We start from the raw sequence: 18,471 nt of genomic DNA, 5'->3' as shown, positions 1-18,471 counted from the left end.
GAGGATGCCGTGGGCCCGCAGCAGTTCATAGGCGCGGGTGATCACGGTCCGCGACACCCCGAGCTGAAGAGCGAGCTCCCGCGAGGCGGGCACGGCATCCCCGGGCCGCAGCTGCCCCGACCGCACCAGCACGGTCACCTGATCACACACCTGCTGCTGCAAGGACACGCCACTCTCCCGCTCCAGGACGATGAGCAGCTCCGACGTCCCCACGCTGTGTCCCCTCTCAGTCCCCCCGCCAGCGCTGACGAGTCTGCCACGATGCCCCGGGAAGAACCCGACGAGGCCACGTCGGCACGCTCGGACCGACGCGGTGGTCACACCACCACGCCCTCACATCCCCAACTCCTGGACGATTTGATCCGTCATCCGCCGGACCGGCTCCAGCCGTGGGTCCTGCGGGTGAGCGTGCGGGCCGAGGATCTTCGAGCACACGAAGAGCGTCATCAGCATGCCGTCGCGGCTCGCGAAGTCGGCGTACCGCTCCCGACGCACGCGGTCCGCCAGAGCCGGGACGGCGAGCGAACTCGCCCACAGCGACGCGGAATCCAGTCCGCGCGGCGCGTTCCCCCAGTCCTCCCAGTCGAAGAGAGAGAACGTCGGCGCGCTCATGTTGGCCCAGTTCAAGTCCGCGTGGGCCGGTACCCACTGCTCAACGGTGGTGTCGAAGGAGCCGCCGAACGCGCTCTGGATGGTCTCGGTGACCAGGGCCTGCGTGATGGTCTCGGTGTCCGGCGAGGCCACACGGCTCGTCCGCTGTGCGGCGAGAGCATCCAGCGAGGAGTTGCAAGCACGCCACCATGCGTCCGGGAGCCCGGGGTCTTCGCTCAGCACGGCGGTGCCGATGGGGCTGCCGGGCAGGAGCCCGGTCTCGTCGGCGCGCCACATCGCGTCCCCGCTCGCATCCCGCCACACCACGCACGCCCGCCACTCGGGCTGCGCGACGCCAGTCAGACGAGCGGCGCACTCGGTGCCGTTCCACCCCAGGTCGCCGATCTTCTCCACGGGGCGCCGCTCAACCCGCACCCAGGTGTCCCGGCCGGTCCGCGCACCGACGGATCGACGCTTGCGCACCACCGTGTCCCGGTCGAACCGCGTCAGCGGTGACCGCTCGACGTGATCAAGAACCTCGTCCACCGCCTGCACCCGCAGATCGACAGCCTGACCGGCGGGAACCGAGAGCGTCATGGAGCGACGGTAGCGGCGGGGGCCACGCCCCAGAGCAACAAGACCCAGGGATCACGTCCGGCAAACACCGTCGCTCAGATCCCTTGCGCGGCGGGAAACCCTCGGTCACCGGGCAGCTCGTGCAACGCGGACGGGAACACCACGCGCCCCACACCATTGACGGTCACCGCTGAGCGACCAGGTGCCTCAGCCTGGGAAAGATCGTTCCACGCAGCGAGGGTGAGTTCGCTGAGTACCGGTATCTGCCGCGCGTGCAGCGCACCGCGGGAGCGGCTCCGCGCGAGATCGCGAGGCTGCCAGTCACCAGTGGTTCGCCGACGGCGACTGTTCAGTGGCGGGGCCGTCGCCATCTGGAGGGCGTGCTCCAGGGCAAGTCCACAGACGACGGCCCCCATCTTCTTGACCTGTGCCTGTTCAGATTCAGGTGTCCCGTCAACCAGCAGCGGCCAGTTGATCACTACCACCCTCTGCCAGACCTCGGGCGGCACCGTGTTGGCCAAGTGGTGGCTCTCCCCCACGGGGAGATCACGCAGGCGGCGCTCGGCCTCCTGCGTCTGTCCTACGTAACAGAGCCCTGCTCCCGCGGCGAACACCCCGTAGAGCACCGGGCCGGTGGTGACAGGGCCATCACCGTGACTCTCGGTCAGCAGGGCCCCGACGCGGTGAGCGAACTGGTACCGGCGCTCCTGCCAACGCGCCAGTTGCGAGGCATCCGCCAGAAGTGTCGTCAGCGATGACCGCCAGGCCAGATAGGCGCTTTCGTACATCTGATCAGTCACGGACGAGCCCTTCCTGCAAGCACCACACGCCGCAGCGTAGCCCTTGGCCCGGACAAGCAGGCAGCGGCGGTTGAGACCCCCTACTGACCACAATCGGGGCCCGCTCGCGTCCTCGACTGAGCCCAGAACTGAGACCCTGGCGCCGGGCGCACCCCACGCTCCGCGCCACCACGGCTTCGAGTAAGCAAAACCCCAGGTCACGACGGGTGAACCTGGGAACAGTCCGGGCATGCGCGGCCCGAGATCGGCTCCGTGCCGCTGCCACCGCAGGTCGAGCAGGCATCAGCGTGCGGGGCTGGTGTCGGGAGCTGGACGCGCCCGAACAGCAGTCGATCGGCTGCGAGGGCGGCGTCCAGGTAGGCGTCGAGGCGAGCGGCGCCTGCGGACTGCGGCAGCGGATCAAGGCCGAGTAGGAGAATCGCCTCGCCGGTGCGGGCGACCAGTGCGGTCCAGGAACGGCGAGCGGGTAGCTGCAATCGCCGGGAAGCCTCGGGAATGTGCAGCAGCACGCGGTCGCCGACGAGCTGTAGGCGGCACGCCAGATCCGCGATGACTCCACGGGCTCCGGTCGGGCCACCGAGACAGACGGACAGTCGCCGCATTCGATCCTCGGCCGTCACGGGCGTGCCGCCGTAAGTCAGGGCCGGGGTATGCGTGATCAGGATGTGCGCGATCTCGCGGCCGTCCGGTCCGGCGCCCTGCCAGGTCCAAGCGGCGAGCGACACCAGTGGGCGCAGATCAGGGCCGGGCAGGGTGAGCGTGACGCTCATGATGTCGTCCCTCCTGGGGCTTTGAAGCACGACCAGACGATCTTCCCGAACGGGGTGCGGTCCTCCACGCCCCAACCGTCGGCAAGTGCGGTCACCAGGAGCAGCCCGCGGCCGGCGGTGTCCATGCCGCCGGGACGACGGGGGTGGGGGTGCTGACGGCGGCTGTCGTGTACTTCCAGGCGTACGACCCCGTCATCGGCGTCGAGCCTGACGAGAAAGCCGTGGCCGGGATCAGTCCCGTGGAGCACGGCGTTGGTGGCGAGTTCGGAGACGCAGAGTCGGACGTCGTCGCCTCGGTCCAGCACACCCCAGACCTTCAGGGCCTCGGTGGTGAAGGCCCGCGCCTCGCTGACTGATTCGAGCCGGGACTCGAAGAACTTCTGAATCGTCTTGGTCATCGCGATGGTCCTCACGACTCGGCGTCCACGACACGGGTGGTGCCGGAGCGTGTGCGGTGGGCAGGGGCACGTCGAGAGACGGTTGAGGGGTTGGGGCGCGGGCACCGGACCAGCAGCAGCCGGGCACCGGCCGATTCGATCTGTCGCCCGCGTTCGGCCGCTATGGTCTTCGGGCCCAGATGGGGCATGGCGGGGGCGACGACGCCGTAGACGTCCGGCAGCACGAGCACGTCGAGGAGACCGGTGAATGCCGCCGATGAGGACCCGGCAGCGACGCGATCGGTGAAGAGGCCGGACAGTTGCAGCTCGTGGCTGCGGCAGTACTCGGCCAGCGAGGCGACCAGCGCGTGCTGCCGTGCTCGGGGCACGCGTACCAGCCGCAGGAAACCGTAGACGACCGGGCCGCTGACCAGGCGATGTTCCGTGAGGAGTTCCATGCTCAGGACCGTCCAATGGCTCGACACGTGGTGACGCTTCGAGCATGTCGGCGGACCGACTCGCCGCACAGCACCGCTTGTTCTACTTCCGTTCCACTTCCGTCCCGCCGCGTCGTCGCGTCTGCTTCGATGGCTGGTGGAAGGGAGTGACGTGTGGCGACCGTGCACCACTGGACCGGGCTTGAAGCCAAGGCATTGCGGCTCGCCCTGCGGCTGAGCGTGCGGGCCTACGCCGAGCGTCTGGGCCTGGCGGTCGCGACCGTGTCCAAGTGGGAGAGCAAGCTCGCCGCCACTGAGCCGAGACCCGATACCCAGGCCATCCTCGACACCGCCCTCGGACGAGCGGACGCCGCAGTCCACCTGCGCTTCGAGACCCTCCTGTCGGAGATGGCCGGCGGCGTCGCGACCATCGGCAGACGTGTCGCCTCGTCCGGCCCCAGAGTGTGGGAGTACGAGTCATGGGCCGATGACCTCGATCGGGTCGTGGTCTCCCTGTCCCGGCAGAACTTCGCCTTCGCCGACAGCCTTCTCACTCCGTGGCTCGGCCGGTTCAAGGCCCATGAACTGGACGAGAAGGGCCTGTACCTCTTTGCCCGCTCCACCGCCTTGCTCGGTGACCTCAAACGCGACCAAGGCGTTGTCCTGGGCCCGCTCTCGGCCCAGCACTCCTACGCCGGTGCCCGGACGGTCTTCACCCAGCTCGACATCCCTCGCCGCGTCGCCCAGCTCGATCTGTCGCTCGCAGTCGTCACCGAGATGTCCGGCAAGCTGGCAGTCGCCGCCCGCAACTACGAGAATCTCGCCGTCGACGACCGGCTCTCTCGCCGGGACCGAGCTCGCGCAAGGCTGTGGGTGGGGACGGCGCTGAGCAAGGACGGCGAGCACGACTACGCGACCCGCGTCATGCAGGCGGCGACCCGCGAGTTCGAAGACCTCACCGAACCGGACGACTGGTCGGTGGCCCACCAGAAGCTCGCTCTGGCCCGCCGCGGCGCCGACGATCTCTCTCAAGCCCTGCACTTCATCGACATCGCCCGAAGCAGCGGCACAACCGACTCACCGATGCAACGCGTACGTCTGGACACCGCTCACGGCCACATCCTGCTCTCCGATACAGCGACCCAGGAAGATGGAATCCTCGTCCTCGACCAGGCCGCCAAGGTAGCCGCGCACTACGGACTCGTGCACCAACTGCGCAGCATCGAGGGCGTCAAGGCCATGAGCGAGGGGCCATCCGGCCCCCGGCAACGGTGACCAGGGAGAACGTATGCGCAACGACCATCAGGGCATCACCGAGAACCAGTGGCACCAGGCCAAGCTGATCTGGGACTACCACCAGATGCGGCACGAGATGCGCCCCGTCGACGTGGCGATCGGACTGGGCAGCCACGACCTCGGAGTCGCGACCCGGTCCGCCGAGCTGTACCGCGCCGGGCTGTTCCAGACCCTGGTGTTCACCGGCGGCAACAGTCCCACCACTGCCAGGGTTTTCCCTCACGGGGAAGCAGTCCACTTCCGTGAGCACGCCATCGACCTCGGTGTCCCCGCCGACGCCATTCTGCTGGAGCCCCACGCGGCAAACACCGGACAGAACATCACGCTCTCCCGTGAGGTCCTCGCCGCCTCCGGCATCCATCCGGCGACGGTGCTGCTGGTCTCCAAGCCGTACATGGAACGGCGATCGTTCGCGACCGCCCGCAAGCTGTGGCCCGGCATCGAGTTCCTCTGCGCGTCGGAGCCGCTGGAGTTCGACGACTATCTGAAGAGCATCGGGGACGAGAAGCTCGTTCTGGACATGCTCGCCGGTGACCTCCAGCGGGTCATCGAGTATCCGAAGCTCGGATTCGCCATCGAGCAGGAAGTCCCCGAGGACGTACATGCAGCGTACGAATCTCTCATTCGCTCCGGCTTCACCAGCCGCCTCATCCCCTCGTGAGCAGCCTGCTCCCGGCGCGCTGTGCGCGATCCACCAGCCCAATCTGTTCCCGAGGCTGACGACGCTGGCCAAGCTGTTCGCGGCGGACTACTGGATCGTCCTGGACGATGTGCAGTTCACCCGCCGCGACTACCAGCACCGAGCGCGCCTCGCCGCCGTCGACGAACCAGATCGCCAGCAGTGGCTCTCCATTCCCACCCGCCTCCCGAGCGGGCGCTCCACTCTCATCCGAGACGCGCTGATCAACGACGCTGAACTCGCCCGTCGAAGGACCGCCGGAACGCTGCGGCAGTACTTCGGAACCAGCCCGCACTGGCGCTCCCTCGCCCAGGCCCTGGGCCCGGTGCTGGATTCCTTCGCCGCCGGGCGGACCGCTGCGATCGCGGAGACCTCCACCCGCGTGCTGCTCGACCTGCTCGGCTGGCGTGGCCGGATCCTCCATAGCAGCCTCCTGTCCGCCCGACCTGGCCGCTCCCTCCGACTCGCCGACCTGGCCGCCGCGACGGATGCTCGCGCGTACCTGTGCGGGACCGGCGGCATGTCCTATCTCGACCCCGTCCCGTTCGCTGCCAGGAACATCACCGTGGCTGTCTTCCGCCCCCCGACTACCGGCATCTGGTCGACCGCACGCAGACTCAGTGCCCTGTGGGCACTGGCGTCGCTCGGCCCAAACACACTGGCTTCTCGTCTCCGTGCCGTTGCCGACGACCACGCCGCACTCGGGGCCACCGCGCCTGAACTGCGATCATCGGCAATGTCTGTCTGAGGTGAAGCAGTCCGGAGCTACGAAGAACTGCCTGCAGTCACAACAGAAACCCCAGGTCACGTGCTATGTGACCTGGGGTTTGATGGAGCCGCCTTCGGGATTCGAACCCGAGACCTACGCATTACGAGTGCGTTGCTCTGGCCATCTGAGCTAAGGCGGCGCGCCGTCCGCACTATCGTGCGGTCGGCAACGCGCCCAAGTCTACACAGTTTCCCGGGGTGCTCCGCACACCCCCTCGTGGGCCGCCCGTGGCGGCTATGAGCAGCGCTTTCCTTCCGCCGGGGCGGTGCCCTTCAGGAGGTAGGCGTTGATCGCGGAGTCGATGCAGGCGCTGCCCCTGCCGTACGCCGTGTGGCCGTCGCCCTCGTACGTCAGGAGGCGGCCCGAGGAGAGCTGCGAGGCGAGGGCCTCGGCCCAGCGGTAGGGGGTCGCCGGGTCGCGGGTCGTGCCCGCGACCACGATCGGCGCCGCACCCCTCGCCTCGATGCGATGCGGCTCGCCGGTGGCCTTGACCGGCCAGGACGCGCAGTTCAGCGAGGCCCAGGCGAGGCCCTCGCCGAAGACCGGGGAGGCCTTCTCGAAGTCCGGCAGGGCCTTCCTCACCTGGTCCGGCGTGGTGAAGGCGGGCGGCAGGTCCAGGCAGTTCACGGCCGCGTTGGCGAACATCAGGTTCGCGTACTCGCCGTCGTCGTCCCGCTCGTAGTAGCTGTCCGAGAGGGCGAGCAGGCCCGCTCCGTCCTTCTTCCCGATACCGGCGGCGAGCGCGTCCCTGAGCTGCGGCCAGGCCCCCTCGTCGTACATCGCCGCGATCACGCCCGTCGTGGCCAGCGCCTCGGAGAGCTTGCGGCCCGAGGCGTCCCCGGTGGGCAGCGGGTCGCGGTCGAGGGCGCCGAAGAAGGACTTCAGGCGCTTGCCCGCGTCGTCGGCGCCGCCGGTGCCGAGCGGGCACTCCTCGCCGCGCCCCACGCAGTCCTTCGCGAACGACTGGAACGCCGTCTCGAAGCCCGCCGTCTGGTCGCGGTTCATCCGGCGCGCCGACAGGGACGGGTCCATCGCCCCGTCGAGCACCAGGCGGCCCACACGCTTGGGGTAGAGCCCGGCGTACGTGGCGCCGAGGAACGTTCCGTACGACGCCCCCACGTACGACAGCTTCTCGTCGCCCAGCGCCGCCCGCAGCACATCCATGTCCCGTGCCGCCTCGACCGTGGAGACATGCGGAAGGATTCTCTTCGAACGCTTCTCGCAGCCGTCGGCGAACCGCTCGAAGGAGTCCCGGAGCGCCCTCGTCTCGCGCTGGTCGTCGGGGGTGACGTCGGTCTGTGTGTACGCGTCCATGTCCTTGCCGTCGAGGCAGGTGACCGGCTCGCTGCGGGCCACTCCGCGCGGGTCGACGGCGACCATGTCGTAGTGCGCGCGGACCTGCTCGGGGTAGCCGAGTGCCGCGTACGACTGGAGGTAGCCGATCGCCGAGCCGCCGGGGCCGCCCGGGTTGACCAGGAGCGATCCGATTCTGCCGCTCTTCTTGGTGGCCTGCTTCCGGGCCACCGCCAGCTTGATGTCACCCTTCGCGGGCTTCGCGTAGTCCAGCGGCGCCTTCATCGAGGCGCACTCGAAGCCCTCGACGCCGCACGCGCGCCAGCTCAGCTTCTGGCCGTAGTACGGAGCGAGCTCCGAGGGGGTCGACTCGGGCAGCGCGGCGACCAGGGAGGCGTCCGCCGCCCGGCCGCCCGACGAGCAGCCGGAGACGAGCAGCCCCACGGCCACGAGCAGCGCGCCGCCCGTATGGAAGGTGAGGAGGCGGCCGGGGAGACGGCGGCGACTGCGGTGACGGCTGGGGTCCATCAGGCGACACTAACTCTCCGCCAGCTTCTCATCACTGAACGTGCTCGGGCCCTACTCGTACGGGTGATGCCGTCAACCGGCCCGCCCCTGAGTCGGACATGCGCGGTGTCCGGCACCGCTCACCCGCTCACCCGCTCATCCTCTCGCCCGCTCACCCGGCCCGCAGCGCCACCGTCATCGCCTCCACCGCCAGCAGCGGTGCCACATTGCGGTCCAGGGCCGTGCGGCAGGCGCCGATCGCCTCTATGCGGCGCAGGGTGGACTCCGGCGAGGTGCCCCGGGCCATGCGCTCCAGCATGTCCTGCACCTCGGTGTTGGCGATGGCCACGCGGGAGCCGAGCTGGAGGGCGAGCACGTCGCGGTAGAGCGCCGTCAGGTCGATGAGCGCGAGGTCGAGGCTGTCGCGCTGCGTACGCGTTCTGCGGCGCTTCTGCTTGTCCTCCAGCTCCTTCATCACGCCCGCGGTGCCGCGCGGCATCCGGCCGCCCTGCGCCGCCCCGAGGGCCGCCTTCAGCTCCTCGGTCTCCTTGACGTCGACCTCCTCGGCCAGCTGCTTGGCGTCCTCGGCGGCCGTGTCGATCAGATCCTGCGCGGACTTCAGGCAGCCGCCGATCTCCTGCACGCGCAGGGGCATCTTCAGCACGGCGGCCCTGCGCTCCCGCGCGCGCGGGTCGGTGGCCAGGCGCCGGGCACGGCCGATGTGCCCCTGGGTCGCGCGCGCCGCCGCGGCGGCCACGTCCGGCTCGATGCCGTCCCTGCGCACGAGCACGTCCGCGACCGCGTCCACGGAAGGCGTACGCAGTGTCAGGTGGCGGCAGCGGGAGCGGATGGTCGGCAGCACGTCCTCCAGGGAGGGGGCGCAGAGCAGCCACACCGTACGAGGAGCGGGCTCCTCCACCGCTTTCAGGAGCACGTTCCCCGCGCCCTCGGTGAGGCGGTCGGCGTCCTCCAGGACGATGACCTGCCAGCGGCCGACCGCCGGTGAGAGCTGCGCCCTGCGCACGAGGTCGCGGGTCTCCTTCACACCGATGGAGAGCAGGTCCGTACGGACCACCTCCACATCGGCATGCGTGCCGATCAGGCTGGTGTGGCAGCCGTCGCAGAACCCGCAGCCGGGGGCGCCGCCCAGCGCGCGGTCCGGGCTCGTGCACTGAAGGGCGGCGGCGAAGGCGCGCGCGGCGGTGGAGCGCCCCGAACCCGGCGGCCCCGTGAACAGCCACGCGTGCGTCATCTTCGACGAGTCCGGCAGCGGGGAGTCCGCGGCGGCCGCGCTCACCTGCGCGTCGGCGTCCCTGGCGGCAGCGCCGAGCTGCTCGCTCACCCGCTCCTGCCCCACCAGGTCGTCCCACACGCTCATGGGATCACCGCCTTACGCCGCTCACTGCACTCTGCTGTTGCCGGACTGCCCATTGTGGGACACGGCACTGACAATCCGGTCCCGAGGCGTCCCCAACGGGGCGCTCAGCCCCGGCGGCCCCAGCTCTCAGCCCGGGCGGCCGCAGCTCTCAGCCCCGGCGGCCGCGGCGTCGCCGACCGCCTCCGTCGGTCCCGTCGGTCCGGTCGTTCTCGTCGGTCCGGTCGTTCTCGTCGTCCGGTCCGCCGAGCAGCTCGTCGGCGAGCGTCGGCAGGTCGTCGAGCGGGGTCTCCTCGGCCCAGTCGGCCCGTGGCCGCCGGGGCACGCCCTGCTCATCGACCTGCGGAAGCTCCGCCGTCCGCTCGTTGGGCCCGTCGGACGCGGGCCGCTCGTCGCGGAAGTACCCCGGCGGAACCCGGTCCTCCTGTACGGCGGGCAGCACCGCGGTGTCCTCCGCACCCGGGCCGTCGAGCCGCACCTGCGGCAGTACGGCGGTCTCGTCGGCGGAACCGGCGGGCGGCCGCACCACGGGCGTGGGCACGGTGATCTCGTTGTCCGGCACGGACTGCCCGGAGCCGGAGCCAGAGCCGGTGTCGGAGCCCGCACCGGAACCAGAACCGGAACCGGAACCGGCGGACTTCGTGAGATCCGGACGCTTCGGCGCGCGCGCCGCCGCCTCCGCCGCCTGAGCCGCCGCGGCGGCCCGCGCCGTCTCCGCCTCGGCGGCCGCCGCAGCGGCGGACGCCGCGGCCATCCGCCGCGCCTCCTCCGCCCGGAGCAGCGCCTCCTCCGCCTTGCGCTGCTTCTCCAGGCGGCGCTCCTCCGCCTCGGCCCGGAGCCGCGCCTCTTCCTCGGCCTCCCGGCGACGCCGCGCCTCCTCGGCCGCGCGGCGCTTCTCCTCCTCAAGGAGCCTGGCCTTCTCCTCCTCGGCCTTGCGGCGCGCCTCCTCGGCACGCTTCCTGGCCTCCTCGGCCTGCCGCTCGGCCTCACGGCGCTGCGCCTCTTCGAGCTCGCGGCGCTTGCGCTCCTCCTCCTCGGCGCGGAGCTTGGCGAGCTGCTCCTGGCGCTCGCGCTCCAGACGCTCCTCCTCGGCCTTGCGCGCGGCCTCTTCCTCGGCCTTGCGCCTGGCCTCCTCCTCGGCGGCCTTGCGGGCCTCCTCCTGGGCCTTGATCTCGGCCTCGGAGAGCGGCAGCACCACGTCGAGCCGGTGCCGGATCACAGTCGTGACCGCTTCCGGCTCCTGGGAGGCGTCGACGACCAGGTAGCGGCCCGGGTCGGCGGCGGCGAGGGTGAGGAAACCGGAGCGCACGCGCGCGTGGAACTCCGCGGGCTCCGACTCAAGGCGGTCGGGCGCCTCCGTGAACCGCTCCCGCGCCGCCTCGGGCGACACGTCGAGCAGGCAGGTCAGATGCGGTACGAGGCCACCGGTCGCCCAGCGGTTGATGCGGGCGATCTCGGTGGGCGAGAGATCGCGTCCGGCGCCCTGATAGGCGACGGAGGAGTCGATGTAGCGGTCGGAGATCACCACGGCGCCTCGTTCGAGGGCGGGCCGTACGACGGTGTCGACGTGCTCCGCGCGGTCCGCGGCGTACAGCAGGGCCTCCGCTCGGTGCGAGAGACCGGCCGAGGAGACGTCCAGGAGGATCGACCGCAGCCGCTTGCCGACGGGCGTGGCCCCCGGCTCGCGCGTGACGACGACCTCGTGGCCCTTGGCGCGGATCCACTCGGCGAGCGCCTCGGCCTGGGTCGACTTGCCCGCGCCGTCGCCGCCCTCCAGGGCGATGAAGAAGCCGGTGGCACAGGTCGCCTGCGCCGGGTCGTCGCCGCCGCGCAGGGCGTCGCGCAGATCGTGCCGCAGCGGTACGCCCTGCCGGTCGTCGGTCTTGGCGAGCAGCAGCGCGGCCACCGGCAGGAGCAGCGCGCCGACCAGCATCAGCGTGAAGGCCGCGCCTCCGTGGTCGAAGACGAACTTGCCGTTGACCATGCGGTGCGGGCCGATCAGGGCGGCGACCACGGGGGCCACCAGGGCGCCGAGCGCGACACAGAGACGTACGACCGCCTGGAGGTGCTCCGCGGCGCGGATCCTGCGGTAGTCCTCGACTTCCTGTTCGAGCAGGGCGTGCCCGGTGTTGGCGGCGACGCCCGCGGCGGCTCCGGCGAGGCCCAGGAGCAGCAGCACGGTGGTCACATCGGGCACGAGGCCCGCCACGAGCAGCGCGACGCCGGTCAGCGTGATCGCGAGCGCCAGCAGCCGACGGCGCGACAGCGAGGGCAGCAGGGACGGCGCGCCGAGGATGCCGGCGACGGTCCCGCCGGTCAGGGCGAGCACGAACAGGCCGTACGCGACGGGCCCGCCACCCAGGTCCTTGGCGAGCAGCAGGGCCACGGCGACGGCGGCGGCGATGGCGGTGGCGACCGCCGCGCAGGCGACGACGAGCAGCGGGATGGCGCCGGTGCGCCCCTTGTCGGGACCGGTGCCGGTGCGCGGCCTGCGCAGTCCTTCGAGCGGGCTGCGGGCGCGGGGCGTCTGCCTGCCGGGCAGTTCGAGGAAGTAGACGATGGAGAGCGACGCGGCGAAGAGCCCGGCCGCGACGAACGAGGCGAGCCCCGCCTGGTGCAGTTCGAACCAGTCGAGCCCGGCACCGAGCACATTGCCGATGAGCGTGACGGCCACGAGGACCGCGGCGGCGATGGGCAGCGCCACGAATCCCGTACGCAGGGCGAGGCGGCGCAGCGCCTCCATGTGGTCCGGCAGCGGCCGTACCGTCGCGCCCTCCAGGGGCGGGGCGGGCAGCAGCGCGGGCGCGGCGCACTCCCTGGCCACCGTCCAGAAGCGCTCGGCCACGCCGATCACGAAGGACGTCACCAGGAGCATCCCGAGGGCGTTGTCCGGGGTCCAGTCGATCCACAGCGGCGCGACGACGAGCAGCGCGGCGCGCACGCCGTCGGCCCCGACCATGGTCCAGCGCCGGTCGAGCGGCCCGTCCGGCGACGTGAGGGACGTCAGGGGGCCCAGCAGCACCGCGCCGAAGAGCAGCGTCGCGAGGACGCGGGCTCCGAAGACGGCGGTGATGGCGAGGGCGACGCCCCGGTAACCACCTCCGAAGGCGGCTTCGGCGATGGCCGACTGGAGCGCGAGGATCACCAGGACGAGCAGGGCGAGCGCGTCACCGACGCTGCTCGTCAACTGTGCGCTCCACAAGCGCTTCAGCTGCGGTACGCGCAGCAAGGCGCGGACGGCACGCTCTCGGGAATCTGCGACCAGGGCGTCGTCGGGGACCGGAATTCCGGCCGTTGGCTGCTCGGCACGCGTCATCCGTCCAGCCTATCCGGACGCCCAATGTCCATGCGTCCCCACCCGAACAAACGACCGCTTGTTCCCCGGGCTTCCGAAACAGGAGCCGCCGGACACCGTTCAAGCACGGTGCCCGGCATGATCCAGCGACGGGATGTCAGGCCCCCGCAGCAGAGGCCAGCCCCCCGGGACGGCCCCTCACGGCAGGGTCCAGCCCTGCGGGGTGGCGCCCTCCGCGGCAGGCGTCAGCCCTCCGAGGCGGCGCCCTTCGCGGAGGCGGCCGTCTTCTTGGCGGCCGTCTTCTTGGCCGTGGCCGTCGTCTTCTTCGCCGCGGTCTTCTTCGCCGTGGTGGTCTTCTTGGCCGTAGCGGTCTTCTTGGCGGCGGTCTTCTTCGCGGGCGCCTTCTTGGCGGCCTTCTTCGCCGTCTTCTTGGCGGGGCCCTTCGCCCGCTTCTCCGCGAGCAGCTCATAGCCCCGCTCGGGAGTGATGTCCTCCACGGAGTCCGCCGCGCGCAGGGTCGCGTTGGTCTCGCCGTCCGTCACGTACGCCCCGAAGCGTCCGTCCTTGACGACGACGGGCTTCCCGCTGACGGGGTCCTCGCCGAGCTCCTTCAAGGGCGGCTTCGCCGCGGCCCGCCCACGCTGCTTCGGCTTGGAGTAGATCTCCAGGGCCTCTTCGAGCGTGATGGTGAAGAGCTGCTCCTCGCTGTCGATCGACCGCGAGTCGGTGCCCTTCTTGAGGTAGGGGCCGTACCGCCCGTTCTGGGCGGTGATCTCCACGCCCTCGGCGTCGGCGCCGACCACCCGCGGCAGCGACATCAGCTTGAGCGCGTCGTCGAGGGTGACCGTGTCGAGGGACATGCTCTTGAAGAGCGAGGCCGTACGCGGCTTGACCGCGTTCTTGCCGGTCTTCGGGGTGCCCTCGGGGAGCACCTCCGTGACGTAGGGGCCGTAGCGCCCGTCCTTGGCGACGATCTGGTTGCCGCTGTGCGGGTCGGTGCCCAGCTCGAAGTCGCCGCTCGGCTTGGCGAGCAGCTCCTCCGCGTACTCGACGGTCAGCTCGTCGGGCGCGAGGTCCTCGGGCACGTCGGCGCGCTGGTGGTTCTCGGAGTCCCGCTCGCCGCGCTCGATGTAGGGGCCGTAGCGGCCCACGCGGAGCACGATGCCGTCGCCGACGGGGAAGGAGGACACCTCGCGGGCGTCGATCGCGCCGAGGTCGGTGACGAGCTCCTTGAGGCCGCCGAGGTGGTCGCCGTCGCCGTTGCCCGCCTCGGCGGCGGAGCCGGAGCCCTCGCCCTCGCCGAAGTAGAAGCGCCGCAGCCACGGCACGGCTTGGGCCTCGCCGCGCGCGATGCGGTCGAGGTCGTCCTCCATCTTGGCGGTGAAGTCGTAGTCGACGAGCCGCCCGAAGTGCTTCTCCAGCAGGTTGACGACGGCGAAGCTCAGGAAGGACGGCACGAGCGCCGTCCCCTTCTTGAAGACGTAGCCGCGGTCGAGGATCGTGCCGAGGATCGACGCGTACGTCGACGGGCGGCCGATCTCGCGCTCTTCGAGCTCCTTGACCAGCGAGGCCTCGGTGTAGCGGGCGGGCGGCTTGGTGGCGTGGCCGTCGACCGAGATCGCGTCGGCGGAGAGCGCGTCGCCCTCGTTGACCTGCGGGAGCCTGCGCTCGCGGTCGTCGAGCTCGGCGTTCGGGTCGTCCGCGCCCTCGACGTAGGCCTTGAGGAAGCCGTGGAAGGTGATCGTCTTGCCGGACGCGCTGAACTCGGCGTCGCGGCCGTCGGAGGCACGGCCGCCGATCTTGACCGTGACGGAGTTCCCGGTCGCGTCCTTCATCTGGGAGGCGACGGTCCGCTTCCAGATCAGCTCGTAGAGCCGGAACTGGTCACCGGTCAGACCGGTCTCCGCGGGGGTGCGGAAACGATCCCCTGAGGGACGGATCGCCTCGTGCGCCTCCTGGGCGTTCTTGACCTTGCCCGCGTAGGTGCGCGGCTTGTCCGGCAGGTAGTCGCTGCCGTAGAGCTGTGTGACCTGCGCGCGGGCGGCGGCGACCGCCGTGTCCGACAGGGTCGTGGAGTCCGTACGCATGTACGTGATGAAGCCGTTCTCGTACAGCTTCTGGGCCACCTGCATGGTGGCCTTCGCGCCGAAGCCCAGCTTGCGCGAGGCCTCCTGCTGCATGGTCGTCGTACGGAACGGGGCGTACGGCGAGCGGCGGTAGGGCTTGGACTCGACCGAGCGCACGGAGAAGGAGGTGTTCTCCAGGGCGGCGGCCAGCGCGCGGGCGTTGGCCTCGTCCAGGTGCAGGGTGTCGGACTTGAGCTGTCCGACGGAGTTGAAGTCGCGGCCCTGCGCGATGCGCTTGCCGTCGACCGTGGTGAGGCGGGCGACGAGCTGCGAGGGGTCGGAGGCGTCACCGGCGCGGCCGGTGCCGAAGGTGCCGGTCAGGTCCCAGTACTCGGCGGAGCGGAAGGCGATGCGCTCGCGCTCCCGCTCGACGACGAGGCGGGTCGCCACGGACTGCACGCGGCCCGCCGACAGGCGCGGCATGACCTTCTTCCACAGGACCGGCGAGACCTCGTAGCCGTAGAGGCGGTCGAGGATGCGGCGGGTCTCCTGGGCGTCGACCATGCGCTGGTTGAGCTCGCGCGGATTGGCCACGGCGCTGCGGATCGCGTCCTTGGTGATCTCGTGGAAGACCATCCGGTGGACGGGAACCTTGGGCTTGAGGACCTCCAGGAGGTGCCACGCGATGGCTTCGCCCTCGCGGTCCTCATCGGTGGCGAGGAAGAGCTCGTCGGAGTCCTTCAGGAGGTCCTTGAGCTTCTTGACCTGCGACTTCTTGTCGGCGTTGACGACATAGATCGGCTGGAAGTCGTGCTCGACGTCCACACCGAGGCGGCGCACCTCGCCGGTGTACTTCTCGGGCACCTCCGCGGCGCCGTTGGGGAGGTCGCGGATGTGCCCGACGCTGGCCTCGACTACGTAGCCGGGGCCGAGGTAGCTCTTGATCGTCTTCGCCTTGGCAGGCGACTCGACGATGACGAGTCGGCGGCCGCCCTGTGCGGTCTCGCTGGTCGGGGACAACTTCGCTCTTCTCTCCGGTCGACGCTCGGTGGCAGTGCGCGAGGGCAATGCTCGGCAATGCTCGTGGCAGTGCGGTGGCAGTGCTCGCATGGCTTGCGTTGCGCTGACGCTGCGGAGTGTGACGGTACATCCCGCCCCCGTGTCAAACGGGAAAAGCCCGCAACGGCCACTCGAACGGTAACCCGACTACCGCCATTCCTGCCGCCCGGAGGGTGCGGCCGCCGTTTCGCCGCCCCGTCCGGGCGGCTGCCCCGCGCCACCGGCACGATCACCGGAGGACGCCGCTCCGCCCCACCGGAAAGGGGCGGTCACCGGGCCGGTTCACAGCCGCGTGAAGCACCACACCGCGAGGAGCAGCGCGCCCGCACCCGCGAGTGCGGCGAGCGTCGCCGATGCGACGGGACTCACACCCTGGGCGACGGGTGCGCGGTGTGCGACACGCGCGCCGGTCCACAGCAGCAGCCCGGCGCCGAACAGCGCGAACACCGTCCCGGCGAAGATCGCTGGTGCGCTCTCCATAGCCCTTGCCTCCCCGTACAGCTCGTCCTTCGCGGTCCCCGCTCGGAGGCTGACACGCGCGGGAATCGGGGACGCGACATCGGGGTGAACGGACGGCGGCCGCTCGTCGCGCCCGGCTGGTCCACCGCCTCTCGGCGACCGGGCGCATGACCGGGCGCGGACCACCGCTGCCGCCCGGCCCGGGAAGGACGGCCCGGCGGCGGGCGGCCGACAGCTGACCAAGCGCCCGGGGCGTACGGGATGTTGGCCGGTTCCGCCCGTCCTGGCCGGATCGGTACGGGTACCCACCGAAACGCTGGACCTGCCCGCGTCATGCGGGACCCGCCGTCCCGGGTCGTGGAGGGAGACGCCCGTACGGCCCGGGTGCGGGCGCCACTACGGCGGGGCCGTGACGGCCCTACGCCGACGGCCCTATGCCGACGGCCCCGCGCCGACTGCCTTCCGCTCGGACGGCCCTACGCTCCGACCGGCAGCAGGAAGCCCTGCTCCACCAGGAGCCGGATCTGCGCGGGCGTCCGGTCCCGCAACAACACCGGTTCCTCGCCGACCAGTTGCGCGATGGCGTCGAGAATCCGGCCCGCGCTCAGCGACCCGTCGCACACCCCGGCGAAACCGGCGCCCACCGTGTCCACCTTGGTGGCCCGGCGCATCCCGCGGTGCTGGCGCAGCACGACGTGCTCCGGGTCCTCGGCGCCCGGCAGCCCGACCTGCTCCTGCACGACCTCGTCGGCGAGCTTGAAGTGCCCGGCGAGCAGCGCCGCGTCGTCGTGCGTGCGCAGATAGTCCTGGCGTTCGAAGAACTCCCGCACGGTGTCGCCGAGCGGCTGCTCGACGGGGTGCGGCCACTCCTCGACGGTCACGGCGGGCTCGGCGGCACCGGTCTTGCGCAGCGTGATCCAGCCGAAGCCCACGGCCCGCGTGCCACGCGCCTCGAACTCGTCCAGCCAGGCCTCGTACCGCTCCGCGTACCGCGCGGGGTCCATGCGGTGGTCCCCGGCGTCCCGCAGCCACAGCTCGGCGTACTGCGTGATGTCCTGCACCTCGCGCTGCACGATCCAGGCGTCGCAGCCGCGCGGCACCCAGGAGCGCAGACGGTCCTGCCACTCCTCGCCGTCCACGTGCTGCCAGTTGGCCAGGAAGTGCGCGTACCCCCCTTCGTTCAACCGCTCCCCCGCCTCCTGAACGAGCGAGCGGCACAGATCGTCCCCGCCCATCCCGCCGTCCCGGTAGGTGAGCCGGGCGCCCGGCGAGATCACGAAGGGCGGGTTGGAGACGATCAGGTCGTACGTCTCGTCGGCCACCGGCTCGAAGAGCGAGCCCTCCCGCAGGTCCGCCGCGGGAGCCCCGGACAGCGCGAGCGTGAGCAGCGTAAAGGCCAGGGCGCGGGGGTTGAGGTCGGTCGCGGTCACGCGCGTGGCGTGCTGCGCGGCGTGCAGCGCCTGGATACCGGACCCGGTGCCGAGATCGAGGGCGCTGTCGACCGGCGTGCGCACGGTGATCCCGGCGAGCGTCGTGGACGCCCCGCCGACGCCGAGGACGACGCCCTCGTCATGGCTGCCGATGCCGCCCGCGCCGCCGACCGCGCAGCCCAGGTCGGAGACGATGAACCAGTCCTCGCCGCTCGGACCGCCGTAGGGCCGCACGTCCACAGTCGCCCGCAGCGCGTCGTCGGGGCCGGTCAGCCAGCCGCTCTCCAGAAGGGCGCCGACGGGCAGAACACCGGCCACGCGCGCGTGCGGGACGGGCTCCTGGAGCAGGAACAGGCGTACGAGCGCGGCGAGGGCGCCGTCGCCGCGCGTGGCGCGCAGCGCGGGGACGGTCTCGCTGCGGGCGAGCGCGGCGTACGCGGAGGCCCCGAGCAGGTCGAGCAGCCCGTCGGCGGTGAAGGCCGCGTCGAGCAGCGCCTTCCGCAGGGAGGCGGCCACGTCGGCACGGTCGGACGAGGGCAGGGGGAGGCTGGCGTTACTCACCCCTCCATTGTGGCCCGCCGCCACGCCGACGCCCCCGGCGCCGCACAGGGCACCGGGGGCGTGCGGAACSTACGGCCGGAAAAGGGGCCGTGCGGCGGCGCGGGGCGGGACGTGCCGCCTTGGGGCAAGCC

Annotated in this window: 15 protein-coding genes and 1 tRNA gene; 3 read left to right on the top strand and 13 right to left on the bottom strand. The window is 71.2% G+C overall.

Translation table 11 applies throughout. From position 1 onward, the window contains the following. The 6 genes from AB8Z36_RS07050 to AB8Z36_RS07025 all read right to left on the bottom strand — a co-directional run. The coding region (locus AB8Z36_RS07050; protein WP_440581870.1) for a GntR family transcriptional regulator at positions 1–213 on the bottom strand (213 nt) is incomplete at its 3' end. A 120-nt stretch (positions 214–333) separates the two neighbouring features. After that, positions 334–1,188 (bottom strand): hypothetical protein, encoded by an 855-nt coding sequence (locus tag AB8Z36_RS07045; protein WP_369212321.1) that lies wholly within the window; start codon positions 1,186–1,188, stop codon positions 334–336. Positions 1,189–1,262: 74 nt separating this feature from the next. Continuing rightward, positions 1,263–1,967 carry a hypothetical protein gene (locus AB8Z36_RS07040; RefSeq protein ID WP_369212320.1) on the bottom strand — a complete coding sequence of 235 codons (705 nt, stop codon included), beginning with the start codon at positions 1,965–1,967 and terminating at the stop codon, positions 1,263–1,265. 197 nt (positions 1,968–2,164) lie between these two features. After that, positions 2,165–2,737 (bottom strand): hypothetical protein, encoded by a 573-nt coding sequence (locus AB8Z36_RS07035; protein WP_369212319.1) that lies wholly within the window; start codon positions 2,735–2,737, stop codon positions 2,165–2,167. Next, entirely contained in the window at positions 2,734–3,135 is a 402-nt protein-coding gene (locus tag AB8Z36_RS07030) for an ATP-binding protein (protein ID WP_369212318.1), read from the bottom strand. Before AB8Z36_RS07030 ends, AB8Z36_RS07035 begins: the two co-directional genes overlap by 4 nt. A gap of 11 nt (positions 3,136–3,146) precedes the next feature. Further along, positions 3,147–3,572 carry a hypothetical protein gene (locus tag AB8Z36_RS07025; RefSeq protein WP_369212317.1) on the bottom strand — a complete coding sequence of 142 codons (426 nt, stop codon included), beginning with the start codon at positions 3,570–3,572 and terminating at the stop codon, positions 3,147–3,149. Positions 3,573–3,725: 153 nt separating this feature from the next. On the opposite strand from AB8Z36_RS07025, the gene AB8Z36_RS07020 reads away from it, so the two are divergent. The 3 genes from AB8Z36_RS07020 to AB8Z36_RS07010 are packed head-to-tail and all read left to right on the top strand — an operon-like array spanning position 3,726 to position 6,274. Next, the gene (locus AB8Z36_RS07020; protein ID WP_369212316.1) at positions 3,726–4,826 is read left to right on the top strand and encodes a helix-turn-helix domain-containing protein; all 1,101 of its coding nucleotides are present in this window, start codon (positions 3,726–3,728) and stop codon (positions 4,824–4,826) included. Positions 4,827–4,839: 13 nt separating this feature from the next. After that, positions 4,840–5,508 carry a YdcF family protein gene (locus AB8Z36_RS07015; RefSeq protein ID WP_369212315.1) on the top strand — a complete coding sequence of 223 codons (669 nt, stop codon included), beginning with the start codon at positions 4,840–4,842 and terminating at the stop codon, positions 5,506–5,508. Continuing rightward, positions 5,450–6,274 carry a WbqC family protein gene (locus tag AB8Z36_RS07010; protein ID WP_369212314.1) on the top strand — a complete coding sequence of 275 codons (825 nt, stop codon included), beginning with the start codon at positions 5,450–5,452 and terminating at the stop codon, positions 6,272–6,274. The genes AB8Z36_RS07015 and AB8Z36_RS07010 overlap by 59 nt, the downstream gene beginning before the upstream one ends. A gap of 83 nt (positions 6,275–6,357) precedes the next feature. Here the strand turns inward: AB8Z36_RS07010 and AB8Z36_RS07005 are convergent. The 7 genes from AB8Z36_RS07005 to AB8Z36_RS06975 form a co-directional block, all read right to left on the bottom strand. Further along, positions 6,358–6,434: transfer RNA gene (locus tag AB8Z36_RS07005), tRNA-Thr, on the bottom strand. Positions 6,435–6,529: 95 nt separating this feature from the next. Continuing rightward, positions 6,530–8,116 (bottom strand): alpha/beta hydrolase, encoded by a 1,587-nt coding sequence (locus AB8Z36_RS07000; protein ID WP_369212313.1) that lies wholly within the window; start codon positions 8,114–8,116, stop codon positions 6,530–6,532. Positions 8,117–8,267: 151 nt separating this feature from the next. Beyond that, positions 8,268–9,473 (bottom strand): DNA polymerase III subunit delta', encoded by a 1,206-nt coding sequence (locus AB8Z36_RS06995; protein ID WP_369212312.1) that lies wholly within the window; start codon positions 9,471–9,473, stop codon positions 8,268–8,270. A gap of 148 nt (positions 9,474–9,621) precedes the next feature. Continuing rightward, on the bottom strand, positions 9,622–12,786 hold the full coding sequence (gene tmk, locus AB8Z36_RS06990; protein ID WP_369212311.1) for a dTMP kinase: 3,165 nt from the start codon (positions 12,784–12,786) through the stop codon (positions 9,622–9,624). Between the two features lie 224 nt (positions 12,787–13,010). Continuing rightward, the gene (gene topA, locus AB8Z36_RS06985) at positions 13,011–15,851 is read right to left on the bottom strand and encodes a type I DNA topoisomerase (RefSeq protein WP_369212310.1); all 2,841 of its coding nucleotides are present in this window, start codon (positions 15,849–15,851) and stop codon (positions 13,011–13,013) included. Positions 15,852–16,172: 321 nt separating this feature from the next. After that, entirely contained in the window at positions 16,173–16,370 is a 198-nt protein-coding gene (locus tag AB8Z36_RS06980) for a hypothetical protein (protein WP_369212309.1), read from the bottom strand. A 455-nt stretch (positions 16,371–16,825) separates the two neighbouring features. Then, the gene (locus tag AB8Z36_RS06975) at positions 16,826–18,340 is read right to left on the bottom strand and encodes a DUF7059 domain-containing protein (protein WP_369212308.1); all 1,515 of its coding nucleotides are present in this window, start codon (positions 18,338–18,340) and stop codon (positions 16,826–16,828) included. Positions 18,341–18,471: the final 131 nt, after the last annotated feature.

Origin of the sequence: Streptomyces flavofungini, assembly GCF_041028215.1 — a bacterium.
GTDB lineage: Bacteria > Actinomycetota > Actinomycetes > Streptomycetales > Streptomycetaceae > Streptomyces > Streptomyces flavofungini_B.
The sequence above is the reverse complement of the archived record's forward strand: the minus strand, read 5'-3'. Positions and strand labels throughout refer to the sequence as shown.